Genomic DNA, 18,029 nt, shown 5'->3' with positions numbered 1-18,029 from the left:
GAAGAGTGAAATTTCACTCTTCTTTTTATATAGTTATATTTAATTTTATTTAAATGGAGAACTAAAAGGATTACTATTTTGTTTTCTATCTCAATGAGAACTTCCAGCATCTTGATTACTTTTATTTTTCATTTCTTCATTTCATTGTCTAACTTGTTTTTTAGGGCTTCACATTGAATGTGTAGAAGGTGGAGCATAATAAACAGTTCTTATGTTTTGTGCTATTTTACTTTTACTTGCTTTTATTTCTTTATCATATAAAATATCACTAGAACAAATGCCAGCATTTGTTGTTCCTTTAGTCTTTGTTTCTATGGCAAATCTATTTCTTAATCTTTGATCTATTTCTAAATTAGTTATCTCATTTCTATTAGCATAGTTGTGCTTTTTTAATTGTTGTTCAGTAAGTTTCACAAATGATTCTGTAACTCCACATATTGTTTGTTCTTCTAGTACAGTTTCTTTTAATCTATTTTGTTGATTTTGCAAATGATATTTAAGTTGTTGTCTTTCTTGAGTTTTAGATTTAAACATTTTTCTTTCATCTTCCCTTTTAAATATAAAAAAACTATTTACTTTTAAAATTAAAGTAATTAGTTTAAAAAAACTTAATATTAAGTTTTTAGTATTTTATATCATAAATGAATATTTTATATGTGTAATTTACTTTTTATTTTTATAATATATTGTGTGTTTTTATTGGTATTATTTTTTTAAGAAAACTAAAAAATATTTTTATAATATAGTTTATTAAAATACAATTCTATTTTTATGTTTAAAAATAATTTGTTTAAAATATAAAAAATATGCTACAATATACAGGCTTAATTTAATGAAAATAAGCAACACATTTGTGAATTCATTGCCTAGTGCTTTTTAATTAAAAAGTGGCCAATGTTAGAAATAAATGGAAGAAAAACAAATTAGAAGGAGACAATATGTCAGTTGTAACACGTGAACAACTCCTTGAAGCGGGAGTTCAGTTTGGTCACCAAACTAAAAGATGAGATCCAAAGATGCGTAAATATATTTTTGGTCAAAGAAATGGTATTCATATTATTGATTTACAAAAATCAATGCGTAAATTAGATGAAGCTTGTCACTTTGTTAAAGAAACTAGTGAAAATGGTGGAAAAGTTTTATTTGTAGGTACAAAAAAACAAGCCAAAGAAGCTGTGCAAGAACTTGCAATTAGTTGTAATTCACCTTATGTAACAGAACGTTGATTAGGTGGTAATTTAACTAATTTTAAAACTATTAAATCAAGTATTAAAAAGTTAATTGATATTGAAAATAAAGAAAAAAGTGGAGAAATTAAACTTTTAACAAAAAAAGAGCAAATGTTAGTAATTAAAGAAAAAGCACGTTTAGAACGTAACCTTGGTGGTATTAGAAATATGTATAAATTACCAGAAGCTATTTTTGTTACTGATACTATTACTAATAAAATTGCTGTCGAAGAAGCAGTTAAACTTGGTATCAAAATTATTGCGATTTGTGATAGTAATTCAAATCCAGATAATATTGATTATATTATTCCTGGTAATGATGATGCTACAAAATCAATTACTTTAATTACAAAGAAAATTGCTGAAGCTATTAATGAAGGACAAAGTGTAAAACCAGTTATTGATAAAAAAGAAATAGTAGTAGAAGAAACTATTAGTCTTGATGAAAATAAAACTGAAAATGTAATTGAAAAAAATAAAGAATAAAGGAGAATAGTTTATATGTCAGAAGTTAAAGTAGATGTTAAATTATTGAAAAAATTAAGAGATACAACCGATTTACCAATTACTGATTGTAAAGAAGCTTTGATGGAAAAAAATAATATTTTTGAAGCAGCACTTTCCCTATTAAAAATTAAAGGTTTAGCAAAAGCAGAGAAAAAAAGTATTAATAAAGCTACTGAAGGGGTTACTAAAGTTGTTATTAGTGGTAATAATGCAATTATTGGTGAATTAAATTGTCAAACTGAACAAGTTGCTGATTTAGAAGATTTTAATGATTTATTTACTAAGATTTTAGAAACAATTTTAAAACATCAACCTAAAACTATTGAAGAAGCTTTAATGTTAAAAGCTGATGGAAGTAGTGAAAGTTTAAATGATGAGATAAGATTTGCTATCGCTAAATTAGGTGAAAATATTGTTTTAAATCGTTTTCAATATTTAAGTAAAAATAGTGATGAAGTTTTTGGTTCATATGTCCATGGTGGTGGTAAATATAGTGGTTTAGTTATTATCAAAGGTGTTGATAAGGAAAGTGATATTCCAAATAATGTTGCTATGCAATTAGTATCAGCAGATGCTAAATACATTGATATTGATCACATACCTGCAACAGTTCGTGATAAAGAATTATCAATTATTAGTGAAAAAACAAAAGAAGAAGAAAAATTGAAAGCAAAAAAACGTCCTGATAATATTCTTGAAAATATTATAAGAGGTCGTTTTGAAAAAGTATTATCTGAATTAACTATTGTTGATCAACTTTATATTAAAGATAATACAATTAAGGTTAAAGAGTATTTAACTAAAAATCATGCTACAATTATAGCTATGATACGTTATCAATTAGGTGAAAAAATTGATAGTTCTGCCAAATAAACATTTAGGAGGTAAATAAAGTGAATTTTCAAATTATATATTATATTGCATTAGTAATGTTTATATTATTATTAGTTATTCTTGGTTGAGGATGATATAGTTTTAATAAACCAAAAACAACTATTAAATTTTTGAATTTAAAATTATTAGTAGCAACATTAATAGTTGGTGTAATTGGTTTAGTTATCTCGATTGTTCCAATTGGAATGCAAGTTTGAACATTTGAACCAGAATATATTAAATCTGATCCTGCTTTTTTAACTTTATTAATAGTAGAATATATATTTTTAGTTATCATGTTAGGATTAGCATATATTTTTAGTTTTGATTTTGGTATCGCAGTTGATGAACATAATATTTATTTCTTTGGACAAAGCGTTAATACTAGTAAAATTGTTGCATTGGAACAAAAGAAAAATGTTTTAAAAATTGTTTATGAACAGGGTATTAAAAAAATTAAAAAACGTTTAACAATTATTACTCCACAAGCACAACTTTTTGTTAAAGATCATTTAGCACAAAAAGTTATTGCTAACGTTGAATTAGAAACTGTCGCTGAAAGCGCAAATAATGATTCATTATCTAGTGATAACAGTAAATAAATAAAAAGCCACAAAGCAATCTGTGGCTTTTTATAATATTAAATTTAAGGAGGATGATCAAAAATGGAACAATTTAAATATAAACGAATATTATTAAAAATTAGTGGTGAAGCTTTAGGTGATGGTAGTAATGAATTATATAATAATGAAAGTATTGATAATGTTTGTCAACAAATTCAAACCCTAGTTAAGGCAAAGGTAGAAGTTGGTTTAGTAATTGGCGGTGGTAATATTTGACGTGGTGCTAAACAAGGAGAAAAGATTGGTTTAAAAAGAATTAATGCTGATTATATGGGAATGTTAGCGACTATTATGAATGCTTTGGTAATTGAATCAAAGTTAAAAGCGCTTAACGTAAAAGTTATTGTGCAAACATCATTAGAGATTAATCAAGTTGCTGAACCTTTTTATTACAAAAAAGCTATTAGTAGTTTTGAAAAAGGCTATGTTTGTATTTTTGCTGGTGGTACTGGTTCACCATACTTTACAACGGATACTGCAGCAGCACTTCGTGCTACTGAAATTAATGCGGATATATTATTAATGGCAAAAAATGGCGTTGATGGTGTTTATGATAAAGATCCAAACATTAACAAAAATGCTATTCGTTATTCACATTTATCATATCAAGATATTACTAATAAACAATTAAAAGTAATGGATTTAACTGCTTCAACAATGTGCATGGAAGCTAACTTGAAAATTATGGTATTTGATATTAAGGTTGAAAACAATATCATTAAAGCAGTACAAAATAAAGCAATTGCAACTATTATTAGCAATCAAAATTAACAAATTAAAGGAGAGAAGATAATATGAAACTATTAGATTTTATTTTATCTATTTTACAAAAAAGCAAAACATCAATCAGAATTTTATTTCCAGAAGGAGATAATGAAAAAGTACAGGCAGTAGCTTTAAAAATTATTAATGATAATTCACCTGTTAAAAATTTTATTACACCGGTTTTATTATTTAATAATGATAAAGAAATTCCTAGTAATATTAAAAATTCTAATATTAAAACATTATCTATTGAAGAAAATCAAGTAACAAATTTTACTAATCAATTATATGAATTAAGAAAAGCAAAGGGTTTAACTTTAGAAGCGGCTAATAAATTGGTATTAAGTCGTAATTACTATGGAATGATGTTATTAAATAATAAAGAGGTTAATGGTTTTGTTGGTGGTATTACTTTTACTACTGCTGATATTTTACGTCCAGCTTTGCAAATTATTGGACCAAAAGCAGGTACTAAAACTGTTTCAAGTACATTTATTATGAATAAAAATGAAGAAATATTTTTATTTAGTGATGGTTCAATTAATTTAAATCCAACAGCTGAACAATTAGCAGATATTGCAAAATCTACAATTCACTTTGGTGAACTTTTAGAATTTAATCCAATTAAATTAGCAATGTTATCTTATTCTACTAATACTAGTGGTAGTGGTGAAAGTGTTGATAAAGTACGTAATGCTACTAACTTTGTTCAACAATTAAAATTAAAAAACGTGCAAGTAGCAGGACCAATTCAATTTGATGCTGCTTGAGATCAAGAAGTGCGAAATAAAAAATTCCCAGAATTAACAATTAAAAATCATTGTAATGCATTTATTTTCCCAACTTTAGATGCTGCTAATATTGGTTATAAAATTGCCCAAAGATTAGGTGATTATAAAGCTATTGGTCCTATTGTTTTGGGTTTAAATCAGCCAGTTAATGATCTTTCTCGTGGTGCTACTATTGATGACATTTATTACACAGCATTGATCACTGCTATTCAAACATTAATTAAAAATTAATAAGGAGATAAAACAAATATGTCAGAACAAAATAAAATTTTAGTTATTAATGCCGGAAGTAGTTCTATTAAATTTCAACTTTTTAATGCTATTAATAATGATAAACAACCTCATTTTACTATTCTTTGTAAAGGTTTAGTTGAAAGGATAGCTATTAAAAATAGTAATTTTATTATTGAAATTGCTAATGGTGATAACTTTATTAAACATGAAGTAACAAAAGATATTGCTGATCATGTTATAGGAGCGCAAACAGTAATTGATGCATTAATTGAGTATAAGGTCATTAATAATTTTGATGATATTAAACGAATTGGTCATCGTATGGTTCACGGTGGTCAAAAATTTAATAACTCAATTGTTATTGATGAGAAAGTCATTGCTGGTATCAAAGCATGTATTCCTTTAGCACCATTACATAATCCACCAGCTTTAAAAGGATTATCATCTTTTCAAAAATTAGTTCCACATGCTAAACATGTGGCAGTATTTGATACTTCATTTCATAGTACTATTCCTGAAGAAAAGTATCTTTACTCAGTTCCATATGATTGATATAAAACATATGAGGTAAGAAGATATGGATTTCATGGTACTAGTTATCGTTATATTTTAGATAAATTAACTAATATTTTAAATAAACCAAAAGATAAGATTAATGCTATTATTTGTCATTTAGGTAATGGTGCTAGTATTTGTGCTATTAAAAATGGTAAAAGTTTTAATACTAGCATGGGATTAACACCGTTAGATGGTTTAATTATGGGTTCTAGAAGTGGTATCATTGACCCTTCTATTCATGGTTATATGTGTAATGTTAAAGCAGAAGCAACTATTGAAACCGTTACTAATGATTTAAATAAAAGTTCGGGTTTATTAGGAATTAGTGGACATTCTTCTGATTTACGTGATGTTCTTGCAAGTAGTAATGATAAAAACCATAAGTATCATTTACAATCACAATTAGCAATAAAAATGTTTGTGCAAAGAATTGCTAATTATATTGTTCAATATGGTAATGACTTAGATAGTAATATTGATGCATTAGTATTTACTGCAGGTATTGGCGAAAATTCTGCAATTATTCGTCAATTAGTTATTGAGGAAATTAAAGTGTTTACTTTAAAATTAGTAACTAATAAAAATAATGATAAGTATAATGATTACTTAGAAATTAGTGATAAACAATCAGAAGTTCCTATTTTTAAAATTAGAACAAATGAAGAATTAATGATTTGTCAAGATACATATAATTTATTAAAAAATATTTAAAAAATAAAAAAATATATTAAGGTTTTTTATTTTGATATATAATGTTTAAATTAAGTGAAAATACTTAATAATTATCAAATTTTAATTAAAAATAAATACTTTTGAAGAATTAATGATTTGTCAAGATACATATAATTTATTAAAAAATATTTAAAAAATAAAAAAATATATTAAGGTTTTTTATTTTGATATATAATGTTTAAATTAAGTGAAAATACTTAATAATTATCAAATTTTAATTAAAAATAAATACTTTAAAGATTCAAGGAGAAAAAAGTATGGAATTTAAATACATTAAAGAAAAAAATAATCATAAAATTAGTGAGGAAAATCAATATAAAAATTTTGATAAAAATATGATAAATGAAATTAATAAATTAACTAAGAAGTCATCATCAAGTCGTAGTAGGGTTACTTGTCGTGATTGAAAAGAAGAAAGTAATAAAGATAATTATCATGATGGAAATTGACCAATTGCAATTTTAGGTTTTTAAAATGAATGGTATATTGTCTACCGAAAGAAAGAGTTGTAACTATTAAATAAAAAGTGATAAAATAATATATATTTGTATTTGTGATTACACAATAAAAGAAATTGAAAAAAAAGTAATAAGTAAGAGAGGATTTTAGCATGGAAAGAAAACAAAAGATAGTTGTTATAGGTGTTAATCATGCCGGAACAACAGCACTAAAGGCAATTATGAGGTCTAATCCAAATAGTGAAGTAGTAGCATATGATCGTAATGATAATATTTCATTTTTAGGATGTGGAATTGCGCTTTGAGTTGGTAAAGAATTTACTGATCCAAAAGGATTATTTTATGCCACAATTGAAAAGTTAAGAGCATTAGGTGTTAAAATTAAAGAAAAACATGAAATGATTAAATATGATAGTAAAGCTAAAATTGTTACTATTAAAAATTTAGATACTAATGAAGTATTTACTGAAAGTTATGATAAGTTAGTATTAGGGATTGGTTCATGACCAATCTTAAATCCAGGTGGTAAAGAAATTCCTGGTTTAATTGTTCATAAAGATGGCGTAGTTGTTAAAGATACTTTAAATGGTGTTAAATTAACAAATGGCATTCATTTATCAAAACTATACCAACATGCTCAAGAAATTATTTCTGATTTGAGTAAACCAGAAGTAAAAAAAGTAGTAGTAATTGGTGCAGGTTATATTGGTATTGAATTAGTGGAAGCTTTTTATAAAGATAAAAAAGAAGTTACTTTAATTGATTTTGAAAATCGTATTATGCCTCGTTATTATGATGAAGAATTTACAAATGATGTTGAAGCAGATATGAAAAAAGTAGGAGTAAAATTACAATTAGGAGAAACTTTACAAGAATTTATTATTAAAGATGATAAAGTGAGTGAAGTAAAAACTAATAAAGGAACATATAAAGCTGATTTAGTAATTATGGCTGTTGGTTTCTTACCAAATACTGCTATCTTGAAAGATGAGAATGGTAAAGTTCAACTTAGCTTAGATCCCCGTGGTGCAATTGAAGTTAATGAATATTTTCAAACTTCAGATCCTAATGTTTATGCAATTGGTGATTGTATTAATATTCGTTCAAATGCTTGAAATAAAAATGTTAATATTGCCTTAGCAACTAATGCTGTACGTAGTGGTTTAATTGCTGGATTAAATGTTGCAAAAACAGATCCTAAAACAAGAATCGCCTTTCCTGGTGTTCAAGGAACAAATGCAATTGCTGTTTTTGGTTGAAAACTATGTGCTACTGGTTTATCAGAAGTTTCTGCAAAAGCAATTTTAGGATCTAATAATGTAGAAGCATATTTTTATCAAGATACAGTGTTTCCACCTTTTATGAGTGAAAATCATGAAGTAAAAATTAAAATTATATGAGAAAAGAGTTCTCGTCGTATTGTTGGGGCTGAAATTGGTTCAACTCATGATCATACAGAAACAATTGCAATGTTTTCATTAGCAATATTGAAAAAGGTTACTATTGATGAAATTCCATTAATTGATATGTATTTCTTACCACACTTTAATAAGCCTTATAACTTTGTTACTGCGGCAGCACTTTTAGCAACAGGAATTTTAACAAAAGAAGATGTTACATATCCTGATCCATATTTAAAAGGTAAGAAAAAATAGATTGCCTTATCAAATTAATTTTGAGAGGAATAAAATATAATGGTTAGTAATGAAAAATATTTAAAACTTAGAGCAAGAATGACTTTACCAGTTAAAGAAAGTAAATATAAAATTGCTTGATGATTAAAAATTATTTTGATATTTACTTTTCCATTATGGATTATTCCTTTTTTAATTACTAATTTTTTTATTGGTTTGATGATGCGAAATGTTATGGAAAATTTTCAACGAATTGGACGAAGTACTAATCCAAATTTTGCTAAAATTGATCTCAATACTTTGAGTTTTTATAATCGAGATATGGAATTACAAAATTCTCTACAACTAATGATTGATGATAGTAATTGGGATATGATGGAAGCACAAGATATGACGATAACTACTTATGATAATCGCTTGTTATCAGCTTTTTTCATTAATAATCATCAATCTAATAAAAATCATAAATGAATAATTGCAACTCATGGTTGACAACAAAATCGCTATAGCATTTTATATTTAGTTAAACATTTTTATGAACAGGGATATAGTATTGTTACTTATGATACAAGAGGTCATGGTAGTAATAATATCCATGATGCAATTACTTTTGGTAATAAAGAAGCAGATGATTTATATGCTGTTATTTTAAGTCTTAATAATTATTTAGCAGAAACAGATTTTAAACAACCTCCTAATATTACTTTAATTGGTAATAGTATGGGTGCCAGTACTGTTTTGGAAAAAATATCTCGATTTGATACTGGTAAATTTGGTGTTAAATGTGCAATTTCTGATTGTGGATTTGATAGTTTTAGTCATATTATTAAAATTATGGGTAAACAATACTTTAACCTTCATTGATTTTGATTTTATTATGGTGTTAAATTTTTCTTTAGGTTAAAAGATAAATTTAATATTAATAGTATTGATCCTATTAATAAATTAAAATATTGTTCTTCAATTCCTGTATTATTTATTCATGGTAATGATGATGAAACTGTACCAGCAACAATGGCACAAAAAATGTATGAAGAGAAAATAAATTATGAAGAAGAAACAATAAGTGAATTATTAATTATGCCATCTGCTAAACATATAAGAGCCGTCACTACCGATTATGATACATATTGCAAAACTACTTTAAAATTTGTTAATAAATGAACAAATTTTAAAATCGAAGATAAAGGAGATTAAGTTAATAATGATTTATTATATTAATAATAGCAAAGACCCATATTTTAATTTAGCAGCCGAAGAATATTTGATTACTAATCCTTATATAACTGATGAAATCTTATTATTATGACAAAATAATAATACTATTGTTGTTGGTAGAAACCAAAATACAATTGAAGAAATTAATAATGAATATGTGAGAACAAAAAAAGTTAATGTTGTACGAAGATTATCTGGTGGTGGAGCTGTTTATCAAGATTTAGGAAATTTAAATTTTACTTTTATTCTTGATAAAAATAAAGATAATGCTCGTAATTATGGTCTTTTTACAAAACCAATAGTTAATGTTTTACAAAATCTAGGTTTAAATGCTCAATTTAGTGGTAAAAATGATATTTTAGTTGATGATAAAAAAATATCGGGTAATGCCCAATATACATATAAAAATCGAATTTTACATCATGGTACTATTCTTTTTAATGTTGATATGCAAATGTTACCAAAAGTATTAAAACCTGATTTGGATAAATTAAAATCAAAAGGTATTAAATCAGTACAAGCACGAGTAACAAATATTTTACCATTATTAAATCCACCAATAACAATTGAAGAATTTCAAAATTTAATTATTGAACAATTAAAAAGTACAAAAAATACAAAGATTATGGAATTTTCTGAAAAAATGATTGCTGATATTGAATCATTAGCAAATACTAAATATCGAACTTGAGATTGAGTTTATGGTAAATCTCCAGATTTTGATTTAAAACATAAAACACTTTTTCCTAGTAAAGGAACTATTCACGTTTGAATGAATGTTAAGGCAGGAATTATTGAAAATATTAAAATATATGGTGATTTCCTAGGGTCAGCAGGTACTACTAGTTTAGAAAAAAAACTAGAAAAACAAAAATATAATGTAGCAACTATTACTAATATCATTGAAAATGCTAATATTAACGAAATTTTTGGTGAAAATTTTCTTGCTGAAGAAATCATAAAAAGTATCATAAAATAATGAATAAAATGGGAGCGTACCGATGTTGTCAATAATATTCAAATTTGTCTTAAAATTATAAAGTTAGACGAGAATAATTTTGACTTCAATATGCAATTGTATGTTAATCTTAACACTTGAAAAATATTAGTTAATAATAATACTTACTTTTATAACTCAAAAATTCTTATTAAAGTAAATTTTAGTTTTAATTTATAATAACTGTATGGCTGTATTTATTTGATAGCATTTAAAATTAACCATTTTTGTATACATATCAATGTTATAAGTTCTATCGCCAATCATATGCTTTAAAATTTGTTTAATATTAGTTTCAGTAAAGCAACCAATATTCTCAACTAATGCTTGGTTTAATACACCATCTTTTGCATTAATAAAATAACCAACTTTTAATTTTTTATATTTTAAAGTTAATAACTGTAAAAAATCAATTAATTCATAATATTGACCTTTTGCAAATAAATTTATTGCATTTTGATAGTGTAAATTAGCAATTTTATCTTTTTTTCTTCCTGCCATTATCCCAAGAAATAAAACATGAAAAGCATGGAATTTATCTAAAATAAATTTAGCATTTAAAATTGTAGCAGTTTTTCTAATTCATTTTGCACTATCTCCACAAACTATTAAATTTGCTTTGTCAAAATTTTCAAAAAATAAATTACCATATTTTTTAATTAATTGTGCTGTTTTTTCTGCACCAATTTCTGTTTTTGATATTCTTATTTTGCATACTGCTCTTTTATTAATTAATTTTCCATTTTTCTTTTTACCAGTACAAAATACTAATAATCTCATAGAACATTTTTTACAATTCTTAGTATTGTGTTTTTCATTAAACTTAAATTTTCTATGTCCATCATCAATATTTACATATAAATTTTGATATGGTTGCAATGGTATTTCGGGGATATTGGCTTTTGGTAATTCAAACTTTTTATATGTTCTACAAACCGTACTAGTACTTATTAAATCTTCAATAAAAGTATCACAAACATCACGATACTTTTTACCATCAGCAAAATATTTTAAAATTTGTTTAATAACATCTGGTGCTAATTTACTATACTTTTTAACACCAAGATATATATCTAACAATGGGGCGCATTAATTTAATAGATAGATTTAGAAATAACAAAGAACGATATAACTATCGTTCTTTTTTTGTTAAAAGATTAAAACTTAATAAAACTGTCGTAGAAGTCTAATAGTGAGTACTTTATGTAAATACTTCTATATCAGTATAAAAGAGCATTTAATGTTAAGCAAGTTAAAATGTTACACTGTATCGCTTAATGTAATTATAGATTAATTTTGAATAGCCTTATTATGGCTCAGTAAATACCCCATTAATCTATATTAATAATTACATTTGTATTATTTAAGAAAATAGGGGGTTTTATATATAAATACATACCTCATTAACAATATCATAACACAATAAAAAATTAAAAGGAGAAAAATAAATATGAAATATGTTTACTTATTAAAATATGAAGTTAATTATACTAATCAAATAAAATTTAAGGCATTTTCAACTGTAGAGCATGCTAATAATTATCATAAAAATTATAAACATCATTTAATCAAAGATGCTTTTATTGAGAAATATGAAATATTAGTAATGGAATTAGACATAAATTTAAATAATAAGGAATTAAATAAAAAACTTAATTAAAGGAAATATTAAATATGGAAGAAAAAGAAAATGAAGAATTACAAAATAAATTATTAAAAGAACAAATTGAATTAATTGAAGAACAAAAAGAATTTTATAAAAAATCATGAAAAAGTAGAATTATATTTTTAACAATTGGAATTATTATTATGATTTTAACATTAATAATTATTGCTTCTAAACATTAATGAAAGGTAAAAATATTTATGGAATATAGAGAATATAGAATGAATGGTTCTTGTGATAAATGTAGAAAACAATCTTCTTTTGGTAATAGATTATGTAATAAATGTTTTTGAATATTAATAGGTAAAAATAAATATGAGTAAATTAATTTTTAAAAAAGAAACTCATCAATATTTTTTAGATGATAAAGAATTAATATCAGTTTCTAGAATTATTGATAATTATTTAGGTTTTGGCTATAGTCATATATCACCAGAAATATTAAAAAATGCAGCAGTTCGTGGTAAATGAGTTCATAAACTTAATGAATTATATTTACAAAATATTAATCAAGAAAATATTATTAATAATTTATTATGTCAATATTGAGTGAAAATTTCCCAAAAATATTTATAAAAAAATAAATTATTTTGGAAAGTTAAACTATTCAATAAACTACATAAATTCTAAATAACCTCTAAAAATTTAGTTCCTTATTTTATACAAAAACTTTTTTTATTTTAAAAAAGTAGTAAAATTTAGAAAAATAAAAAATTGCTTTGTTTTGAAAGTAAATATTTTTATATTTACTTTCAAAGGAGAACAATAAATATGAAATATTTTAATCCAAGTTATTGATTTAAGTTATGAATGCTAACTGTCCCATTTTTTCAAAATAAAAACCAAGGTATTAATGGTAAATGAATTGATAATAATGAAAAGATTAAAAATTGAGCTAGCAACAATACTAATTTACAATCAATAAACCAAGATATTAGCTTTACAAATTTAAATACTAATTATCAACGATATAATTTAAATCAACAATTACCAAATCAAAATATTGACCTTTTTTATCAAATAAAACTACAAACAAATACTCATAAACATCGTCATGAAAAACACAGAAATAGACTAAAAAGAGAGAATTTTTTTGATATAACATCAATCAAAGGAAATGAAATTACAAATGTTCCATTTTCTTTTTCTTCTCCAATTACTGTTTCATTTGTACCAATAATTTTTGAAGGAATAATAGATGATTATTATTATTGAAAAGACTTAAATTTTGATAATCCTAAAAAGAAATTTGGTGAAATATTTAAAGAAAAAATAAAAGATATGTACAATAACGGTGAAATTAAAATTAATTTTCAAATTAATTGGTCAACTGTAAATAAATTTGGTGAACTTATTTTTGATAATTTTTTGGAAATTGAAAAAACATATGCAAATAGTTCTAAACAAGAACGCATAGAAATTAATTTTGAGTATTATAATTTTAAATCAGTAAGAATAATAACAGAAGATATATTGGGTTATCCAAATAAATGTTTTGATAATTTAAAAAGAGATTTTCCAGATTGAAATAAAAATATCGAAATTAATTTAGGAAAAATTAATATTAATAAAAATTATGAATATTGATCTGGAAAAAAAGATGATAGCATTAAAACTGCAATAAAAAGAAAATATCTTTCTATTAAAAAAGAAAATATCGAAATTATAAATTGAAAAGATTATTCATATTTTGATAAATGTTTTAAATTTCAATTATTAGCAAAAAATTATGCTAGAGAACTTGATGATTGTTATTCCTATGGTTCAACAAAACCAATTTTTACTTATATAACACAAAATAAACTTAATGAAATAAACTATAATATAACAAATAACGTATTATTCCAAGATTGAATAGAAGATATAAGATATTGAAATTCTACTTTGCCACAAGCAATAAATAATGCTAAAACATTTACTCCTGAACAGCTATATAATTGAAAAAGACAAGAACGTATAAATATTCAAGGTTATGTATCAAGATGAAAAATTTTAATAATAAAAATAATAGATGATAAGATGAAAATTGATGAATTAAGCAAAAATTTGCAAGGATTAAAAAATGATTTTAAAATTTTAAATAAAACAGTTAATGAATTAGAAACAAGAGTTTCTAATTTGGAAAATGAATCAAATTGAAATTGTGCTAATACAGTAAATTTAGTTGGTGAATTAATTTCTTACATGCCTGTAATTGGAACTGTTGGTTCTAAACTTTCAGCAATTACTTCTGGTACTTGTGCTATTGCTGGTATATAATTCTAATTATTTTATATCTTTAAAATCAATTTTAAGGCACCAAATTTGCTCATAGACAAACATTTTAAAAATTTATATGGTTTAGTATTCAAAAAATATAAATCTTATATAACTTTAATTAGGAATTATTGATATCCATATCTTCAAGGATGTTTTTTATTGGGTATATAAACTTTTTTAGTTTTTATTAAATTTTATTTGATAATTGGTTTTAACGTTATTTCTTTTAGTTCATATATTTGATTATTGTAACTAATATATAAGTCATTAATAAATGATTTAAGTACAATTACATCAGTTCTAGGTTTTATATATTGAACTTTGTTATTTTTATAAGGAAAATATTTTTTACTATAATATGTTATAGTTGAACCACTATCTGTTTTTCTTTTAGAAAATCTTGAAAGATAAATATTTATTTCTTTTTGTGTGGGAGCTTTAACCATAGCAGATTTATTATCATCAATAGGAAAGGCAAACTGTTTATTAAAAACGTTTATGTATGTTTTAAGAAATTGATTAGCTTCATTTAATGTTTTAATTTTATTAAGTCGTAATTCACTAATTAATCGACTTTGCAGTGTTCCAAATAAGCGTTCTATTCTACCTTTAGCTTGTGGAATTGAAGTTCTAATTATTTCAACACCTAAATCATTACAGCACTTTTGAAATTGAGTATAAGTGTCATTTTCCGGATTTATTTTTCCTGCATCAACTTTTTTCTTATATCCAAAAACTGTTCTGTTATCAGTATAAAATGTTTTTGGTATACCGTATTGAGTTAAAATTTGATAAAAAACATTAGGGAGATTGTCAAAAATCCGGAATAAATTAAATCTTATATAGTCTTATTATTTTGTTAGACAAGAAATAATTTGGATTTTTATGAAATTGTATTTAAATAATATAATTTTTTTAACTTAAATGCAACTAAAATACTTATTTTTAAAAATTACTAAAAAATTAAAAAATAAATTTAATATTTATACACAACAAAAATTCTTATTAAAGCGTATTTAATAAGTTTTATTCTATTTTGATTTTTAAAAAAAAGTTAAATTTTAATTTATAATAATTGTATCTCTGTATTTATCTTATTACATTTAAAAATAACCATTTTAATATAAATTGAAATATTATAAGTTCTATTACCAAGCATTTCTTTTAAAACATGTCAAATATTAGTTTCAGTAAAGCAACCAATATTTCATTTCTTACCTTGATTTTCAATACCTTGTTTATTATTTTTAAAATATTTTTTCTTTAATTTTTTATGATTTTCTAATTCTTTATATAAATAATCAATTAATTGTTCATATTGACCATTATTAATTAAATTTTTACAGTAATTATATTCTTTTAAATATTTTCCTTTATTTCCCGCCATTATACCAAGATATAATGTTCTAATTAAATGGAATTTATCTAAAACAAACTGTGCACCTAAATAATTAGCAACTTCTTTAATTCATCCTGCACTATCACCACAAATAATAATTTTTGCTTGCTCAATATTTTCATAAAATTTTTGACAATGTTCTTTAACAAATTCAGAAGTTTTTTTAACTCCAATTGCTGTTTTTGTTGGTCTAATAATTGCTTTTACTCTTTTATTTTGTACTTTGTGATTAATATTATCTGTATATGTTACTATTAATCGCATAGAATGTTTTGTACCTTTACGTTTAAAATTTCAAAATTTTCGGTGGCCATCATCAATTGCTACAAAAATAGGTTGATTTTTTTCTAATTTTACTTTTACTGGATTTGCTTCAATTACTTCTAAATTTTTAAAAACTCTATGAATAGAACTAAGACTAATATTTGCTTTTTTTATAATATCTCAAATATCTCTGTATCTTTTTCCATCAGCAAAATATTCAATAATAGTTTGTTCAATATCTTCACCTATTCTTTTATATTTTGGCAGTTCTAGTATTTCATCAACTAAACAAATACGAACTCATTTTTGCAATTTTTCATCAAAGTATTCATAAATTCTTCTTTTATAAGTTACTAATCCATACATTATTTTTCTTGTTCGATATTGATAATCAACAATTTTATATTTCTTTTTATCTCTTGTATTTTTTATTCTTCAATCTATTTTTTCTCATTTATTTGTTATATGTTTTAAAACTAATTTATCAATTTTTGCATTTTGTTCTCTAAAATTTCATTTATAATTAAAATTCAAATTTACTTCTCCTAACTATTTTAAAAAAATCAAAATTTATTGTAAATAATTTAAAATATTAATTTACTTGTTTATTATATACATATATAAGTGTAATTTAAAATTCAATAAAAAAACCACTTTCATATTTAAAATATAATAAACAATTTCAATATAATTAATAGTATAGGTCTCACAAAATAAACACCTTTTATTTAGGCGTTATTTTGCATTTAAAAGCATACTTGTAAAAATAATCAAAAATAGTACAATTAAAACGTAAAATCAAGGAAAAAAGGAGTAATTTAATGAATCCAGAATATTTAAAAATTATTAAAGTTGAGTTTATGCATGGTGTAGAAGAACCTTGATGCAATAACCAAGGAGTTGCTATTTTACCTCATGTTATTAAAAACAATGAATATTATTATTTACTAGTTAAAGAAAATAATCCATTATTTAAAGATAAAGAAATTAGTGAATATGGTACTATCACTGGAGGTCTTGAAAATCTTGACCCTTATCAAACAGTAATTAATGAAATGTTAGAAGAAACTGGAATTGATGTTAAAAATGATAAATCAAAAATTTATTATTTAGGTAAACATTATGCAAATAAATCAAGTACAAAAATATTCTATTTTTTTTCTATAGATTTAACAATGTTGAATTTGGATTTAACAAAAACATACAAAGGTAATGGTGATGGAACAGAAGCAGAAAAAGACATCATTGCAAAATTTATAAGTTATGAAAAAATTTGCAAATCTAATGATTCTTTATGTTTAGCAATTTTAGGTAAATGAACTTCTAGAAAAAAAACAATAAAAGAAAAAGCAAAACAACTATTTAATTTTAAAAATGACATATTATCTCATAAGTTTTTAACTGGAATTCATATTAATGAAATTGACGAAGAAAACCCAGAATTAATAAAGGATTTTTTACCTATAGAAAATCGACAAGAATTTTTGAAACTTGAAGAAGATTTAGACAATAGTATATTTGATAAACTGCAAAGATTAAGTGATGAAATGTTAATTTCACATTCATCAAATTTACATGAAGATTTGAAATTACAAGCTCATAAATTTTACCATAAAAATAAAAATATTTTTCAAGAATCTGAAGAAATAAATAAATTAGGTGATGAATATTATTCAGTTCCAGAAATTTATGAAATAAATTCAACTGCACCTCATTTATAAAAAAGGAGTAATTTATTATGAAAACATGAATAAAAACAAATTTAAGTAAAATAACATTAGCATTAGCACTAACTGGTGCTACAACCGGAACAATAGGTTTA

At 23.7% G+C, this 18,029-nt stretch carries 19 protein-coding genes and 1 pseudogene; 16 read left to right on the top strand and 4 right to left on the bottom strand.

What is annotated here, in order from left to right:
- Nucleotides 1-45: 45 nt before the first annotated feature.
- Nucleotides 46-534 carry a hypothetical protein gene (locus AAHM89_RS10200; protein WP_342266276.1) on the bottom strand — a complete coding sequence of 163 codons (489 nt, stop codon included), beginning with the start codon at nt 532-534 and terminating at the stop codon, nt 46-48.
- 404 nt (nt 535-938) lie between these two features.
- Here AAHM89_RS10200 and rpsB point away from each other — a divergent pair, with 404 nt between their 5' ends.
- The 10 genes from rpsB to AAHM89_RS10150 all read left to right on the top strand — a co-directional run bounded on the left by rpsB (nt 939) and on the right by AAHM89_RS10150 (nt 10,601).
- Nucleotides 939-1,715, top strand: a complete 777-nt coding sequence (gene rpsB, locus AAHM89_RS10195) for a 30S ribosomal protein S2 (RefSeq protein ID WP_338987051.1) — start codon at nt 939-941, stop codon at nt 1,713-1,715.
- Nucleotides 1,716-1,730: 15 nt separating this feature from the next.
- Nucleotides 1,731-2,609, top strand: a complete 879-nt coding sequence (tsf, locus tag AAHM89_RS10190) for a translation elongation factor Ts (RefSeq protein ID WP_252319749.1) — start codon at nt 1,731-1,733, stop codon at nt 2,607-2,609.
- A 20-nt stretch (nt 2,610-2,629) separates the two neighbouring features.
- On the top strand, nt 2,630-3,211 hold the full coding sequence (locus tag AAHM89_RS10185; protein ID WP_252319747.1) for a hypothetical protein: 582 nt from the start codon (nt 2,630-2,632) through the stop codon (nt 3,209-3,211).
- A 63-nt stretch (nt 3,212-3,274) separates the two neighbouring features.
- Nucleotides 3,275-4,003, top strand: coding sequence for a UMP kinase (gene pyrH, locus AAHM89_RS10180; protein WP_174481596.1), 729 nt, complete (start codon nt 3,275-3,277; stop codon nt 4,001-4,003).
- A gap of 23 nt (nt 4,004-4,026) precedes the next feature.
- The gene (pta, locus tag AAHM89_RS10175) at nt 4,027-5,019 is read left to right on the top strand and encodes a phosphate acetyltransferase (protein WP_342266275.1); all 993 of its coding nucleotides are present in this window, start codon (nt 4,027-4,029) and stop codon (nt 5,017-5,019) included.
- Nucleotides 5,020-5,037: 18 nt separating this feature from the next.
- A complete protein-coding gene (locus AAHM89_RS10170; RefSeq protein ID WP_252319743.1) occupies nt 5,038-6,291 on the top strand; it encodes an acetate kinase in 1,254 nt (417 codons plus the stop codon).
- A gap of 278 nt (nt 6,292-6,569) precedes the next feature.
- On the top strand, nt 6,570-6,785 hold the full coding sequence (locus AAHM89_RS10165) for a hypothetical protein (RefSeq protein WP_174481599.1): 216 nt from the start codon (nt 6,570-6,572) through the stop codon (nt 6,783-6,785).
- A gap of 137 nt (nt 6,786-6,922) precedes the next feature.
- Nucleotides 6,923-8,425, top strand: coding sequence for an FAD-dependent oxidoreductase (locus tag AAHM89_RS10160; RefSeq protein WP_342266274.1), 1,503 nt, complete (start codon nt 6,923-6,925; stop codon nt 8,423-8,425).
- Nucleotides 8,426-8,464: 39 nt separating this feature from the next.
- Nucleotides 8,465-9,601 carry an alpha/beta hydrolase gene (locus AAHM89_RS10155; protein WP_342266273.1) on the top strand — a complete coding sequence of 379 codons (1,137 nt, stop codon included), beginning with the start codon at nt 8,465-8,467 and terminating at the stop codon, nt 9,599-9,601.
- Nucleotides 9,602-9,608: 7 nt separating this feature from the next.
- Nucleotides 9,609-10,601, top strand: a complete 993-nt coding sequence (locus AAHM89_RS10150) for a lipoate--protein ligase (protein ID WP_342266272.1) — start codon at nt 9,609-9,611, stop codon at nt 10,599-10,601.
- A gap of 192 nt (nt 10,602-10,793) precedes the next feature.
- Here the strand turns inward: AAHM89_RS10150 and AAHM89_RS10145 are convergent, their stop codons facing one another.
- Complete coding sequence (locus AAHM89_RS10145; RefSeq protein WP_342266271.1) at nt 10,794-11,699, bottom strand: Mbov_0401 family ICE element transposase-like protein; 906 nt, start codon at nt 11,697-11,699, stop codon at nt 10,794-10,796.
- Nucleotides 11,700-12,069: 370 nt separating this feature from the next.
- On the opposite strand from AAHM89_RS10145, the gene AAHM89_RS10140 reads away from it, so the two are divergent.
- From AAHM89_RS10140 to AAHM89_RS10120, 5 genes are all read left to right on the top strand, one after another.
- Nucleotides 12,070-12,279 (top strand): hypothetical protein, encoded by a 210-nt coding sequence (locus AAHM89_RS10140; protein WP_342266270.1) that lies wholly within the window; start codon nt 12,070-12,072, stop codon nt 12,277-12,279.
- A 14-nt stretch (nt 12,280-12,293) separates the two neighbouring features.
- Nucleotides 12,294-12,467 (top strand): hypothetical protein, encoded by a 174-nt coding sequence (locus tag AAHM89_RS10135; RefSeq protein ID WP_342266269.1) that lies wholly within the window; start codon nt 12,294-12,296, stop codon nt 12,465-12,467.
- Nucleotides 12,468-12,485: 18 nt separating this feature from the next.
- On the top strand, nt 12,486-12,608 hold the full coding sequence (locus AAHM89_RS10130) for a hypothetical protein (protein ID WP_342266268.1): 123 nt from the start codon (nt 12,486-12,488) through the stop codon (nt 12,606-12,608).
- On the top strand, nt 12,601-12,861 hold the full coding sequence (locus AAHM89_RS10125) for a hypothetical protein (RefSeq protein WP_342266267.1): 261 nt from the start codon (nt 12,601-12,603) through the stop codon (nt 12,859-12,861). The genes AAHM89_RS10130 and AAHM89_RS10125 overlap by 8 nt, the downstream gene beginning before the upstream one ends.
- 195 nt (nt 12,862-13,056) lie before the next feature.
- A complete protein-coding gene (locus tag AAHM89_RS10120; protein WP_342266266.1) occupies nt 13,057-14,544 on the top strand; it encodes a hypothetical protein in 1,488 nt (495 codons plus the stop codon).
- A 125-nt stretch (nt 14,545-14,669) separates the two neighbouring features.
- Here the strand turns inward: AAHM89_RS10120 and AAHM89_RS12820 are convergent.
- Nucleotides 14,670-15,359, bottom strand: a pseudogene (locus AAHM89_RS12820) (ISNCY family transposase); the annotation flags it as partial.
- 251 nt (nt 15,360-15,610) lie between these two features.
- A complete protein-coding gene (locus AAHM89_RS10110; protein ID WP_342266264.1) occupies nt 15,611-16,741 on the bottom strand; it encodes an Mbov_0401 family ICE element transposase-like protein in 1,131 nt (376 codons plus the stop codon).
- A gap of 287 nt (nt 16,742-17,028) precedes the next feature.
- On the opposite strand from AAHM89_RS10110, the gene AAHM89_RS10105 reads away from it, so the two are divergent.
- Entirely contained in the window at nt 17,029-17,928 is a 900-nt protein-coding gene (locus AAHM89_RS10105) for an NUDIX hydrolase (RefSeq protein ID WP_342266263.1), read from the top strand.
- Nucleotides 17,929-18,029 lie beyond the last annotated feature (101 nt).

Origin of the sequence: Spiroplasma endosymbiont of Villa modesta, from assembly GCF_964030925.1 — a bacterium.
GTDB lineage: Bacteria > Bacillota_I > Bacilli_A > Mycoplasmatales > VBWQ01 > Spiroplasma_E.
The sequence above is the reverse complement of the archived record's forward strand: the minus strand, read 5'-3'. Positions and strand labels throughout refer to the sequence as shown.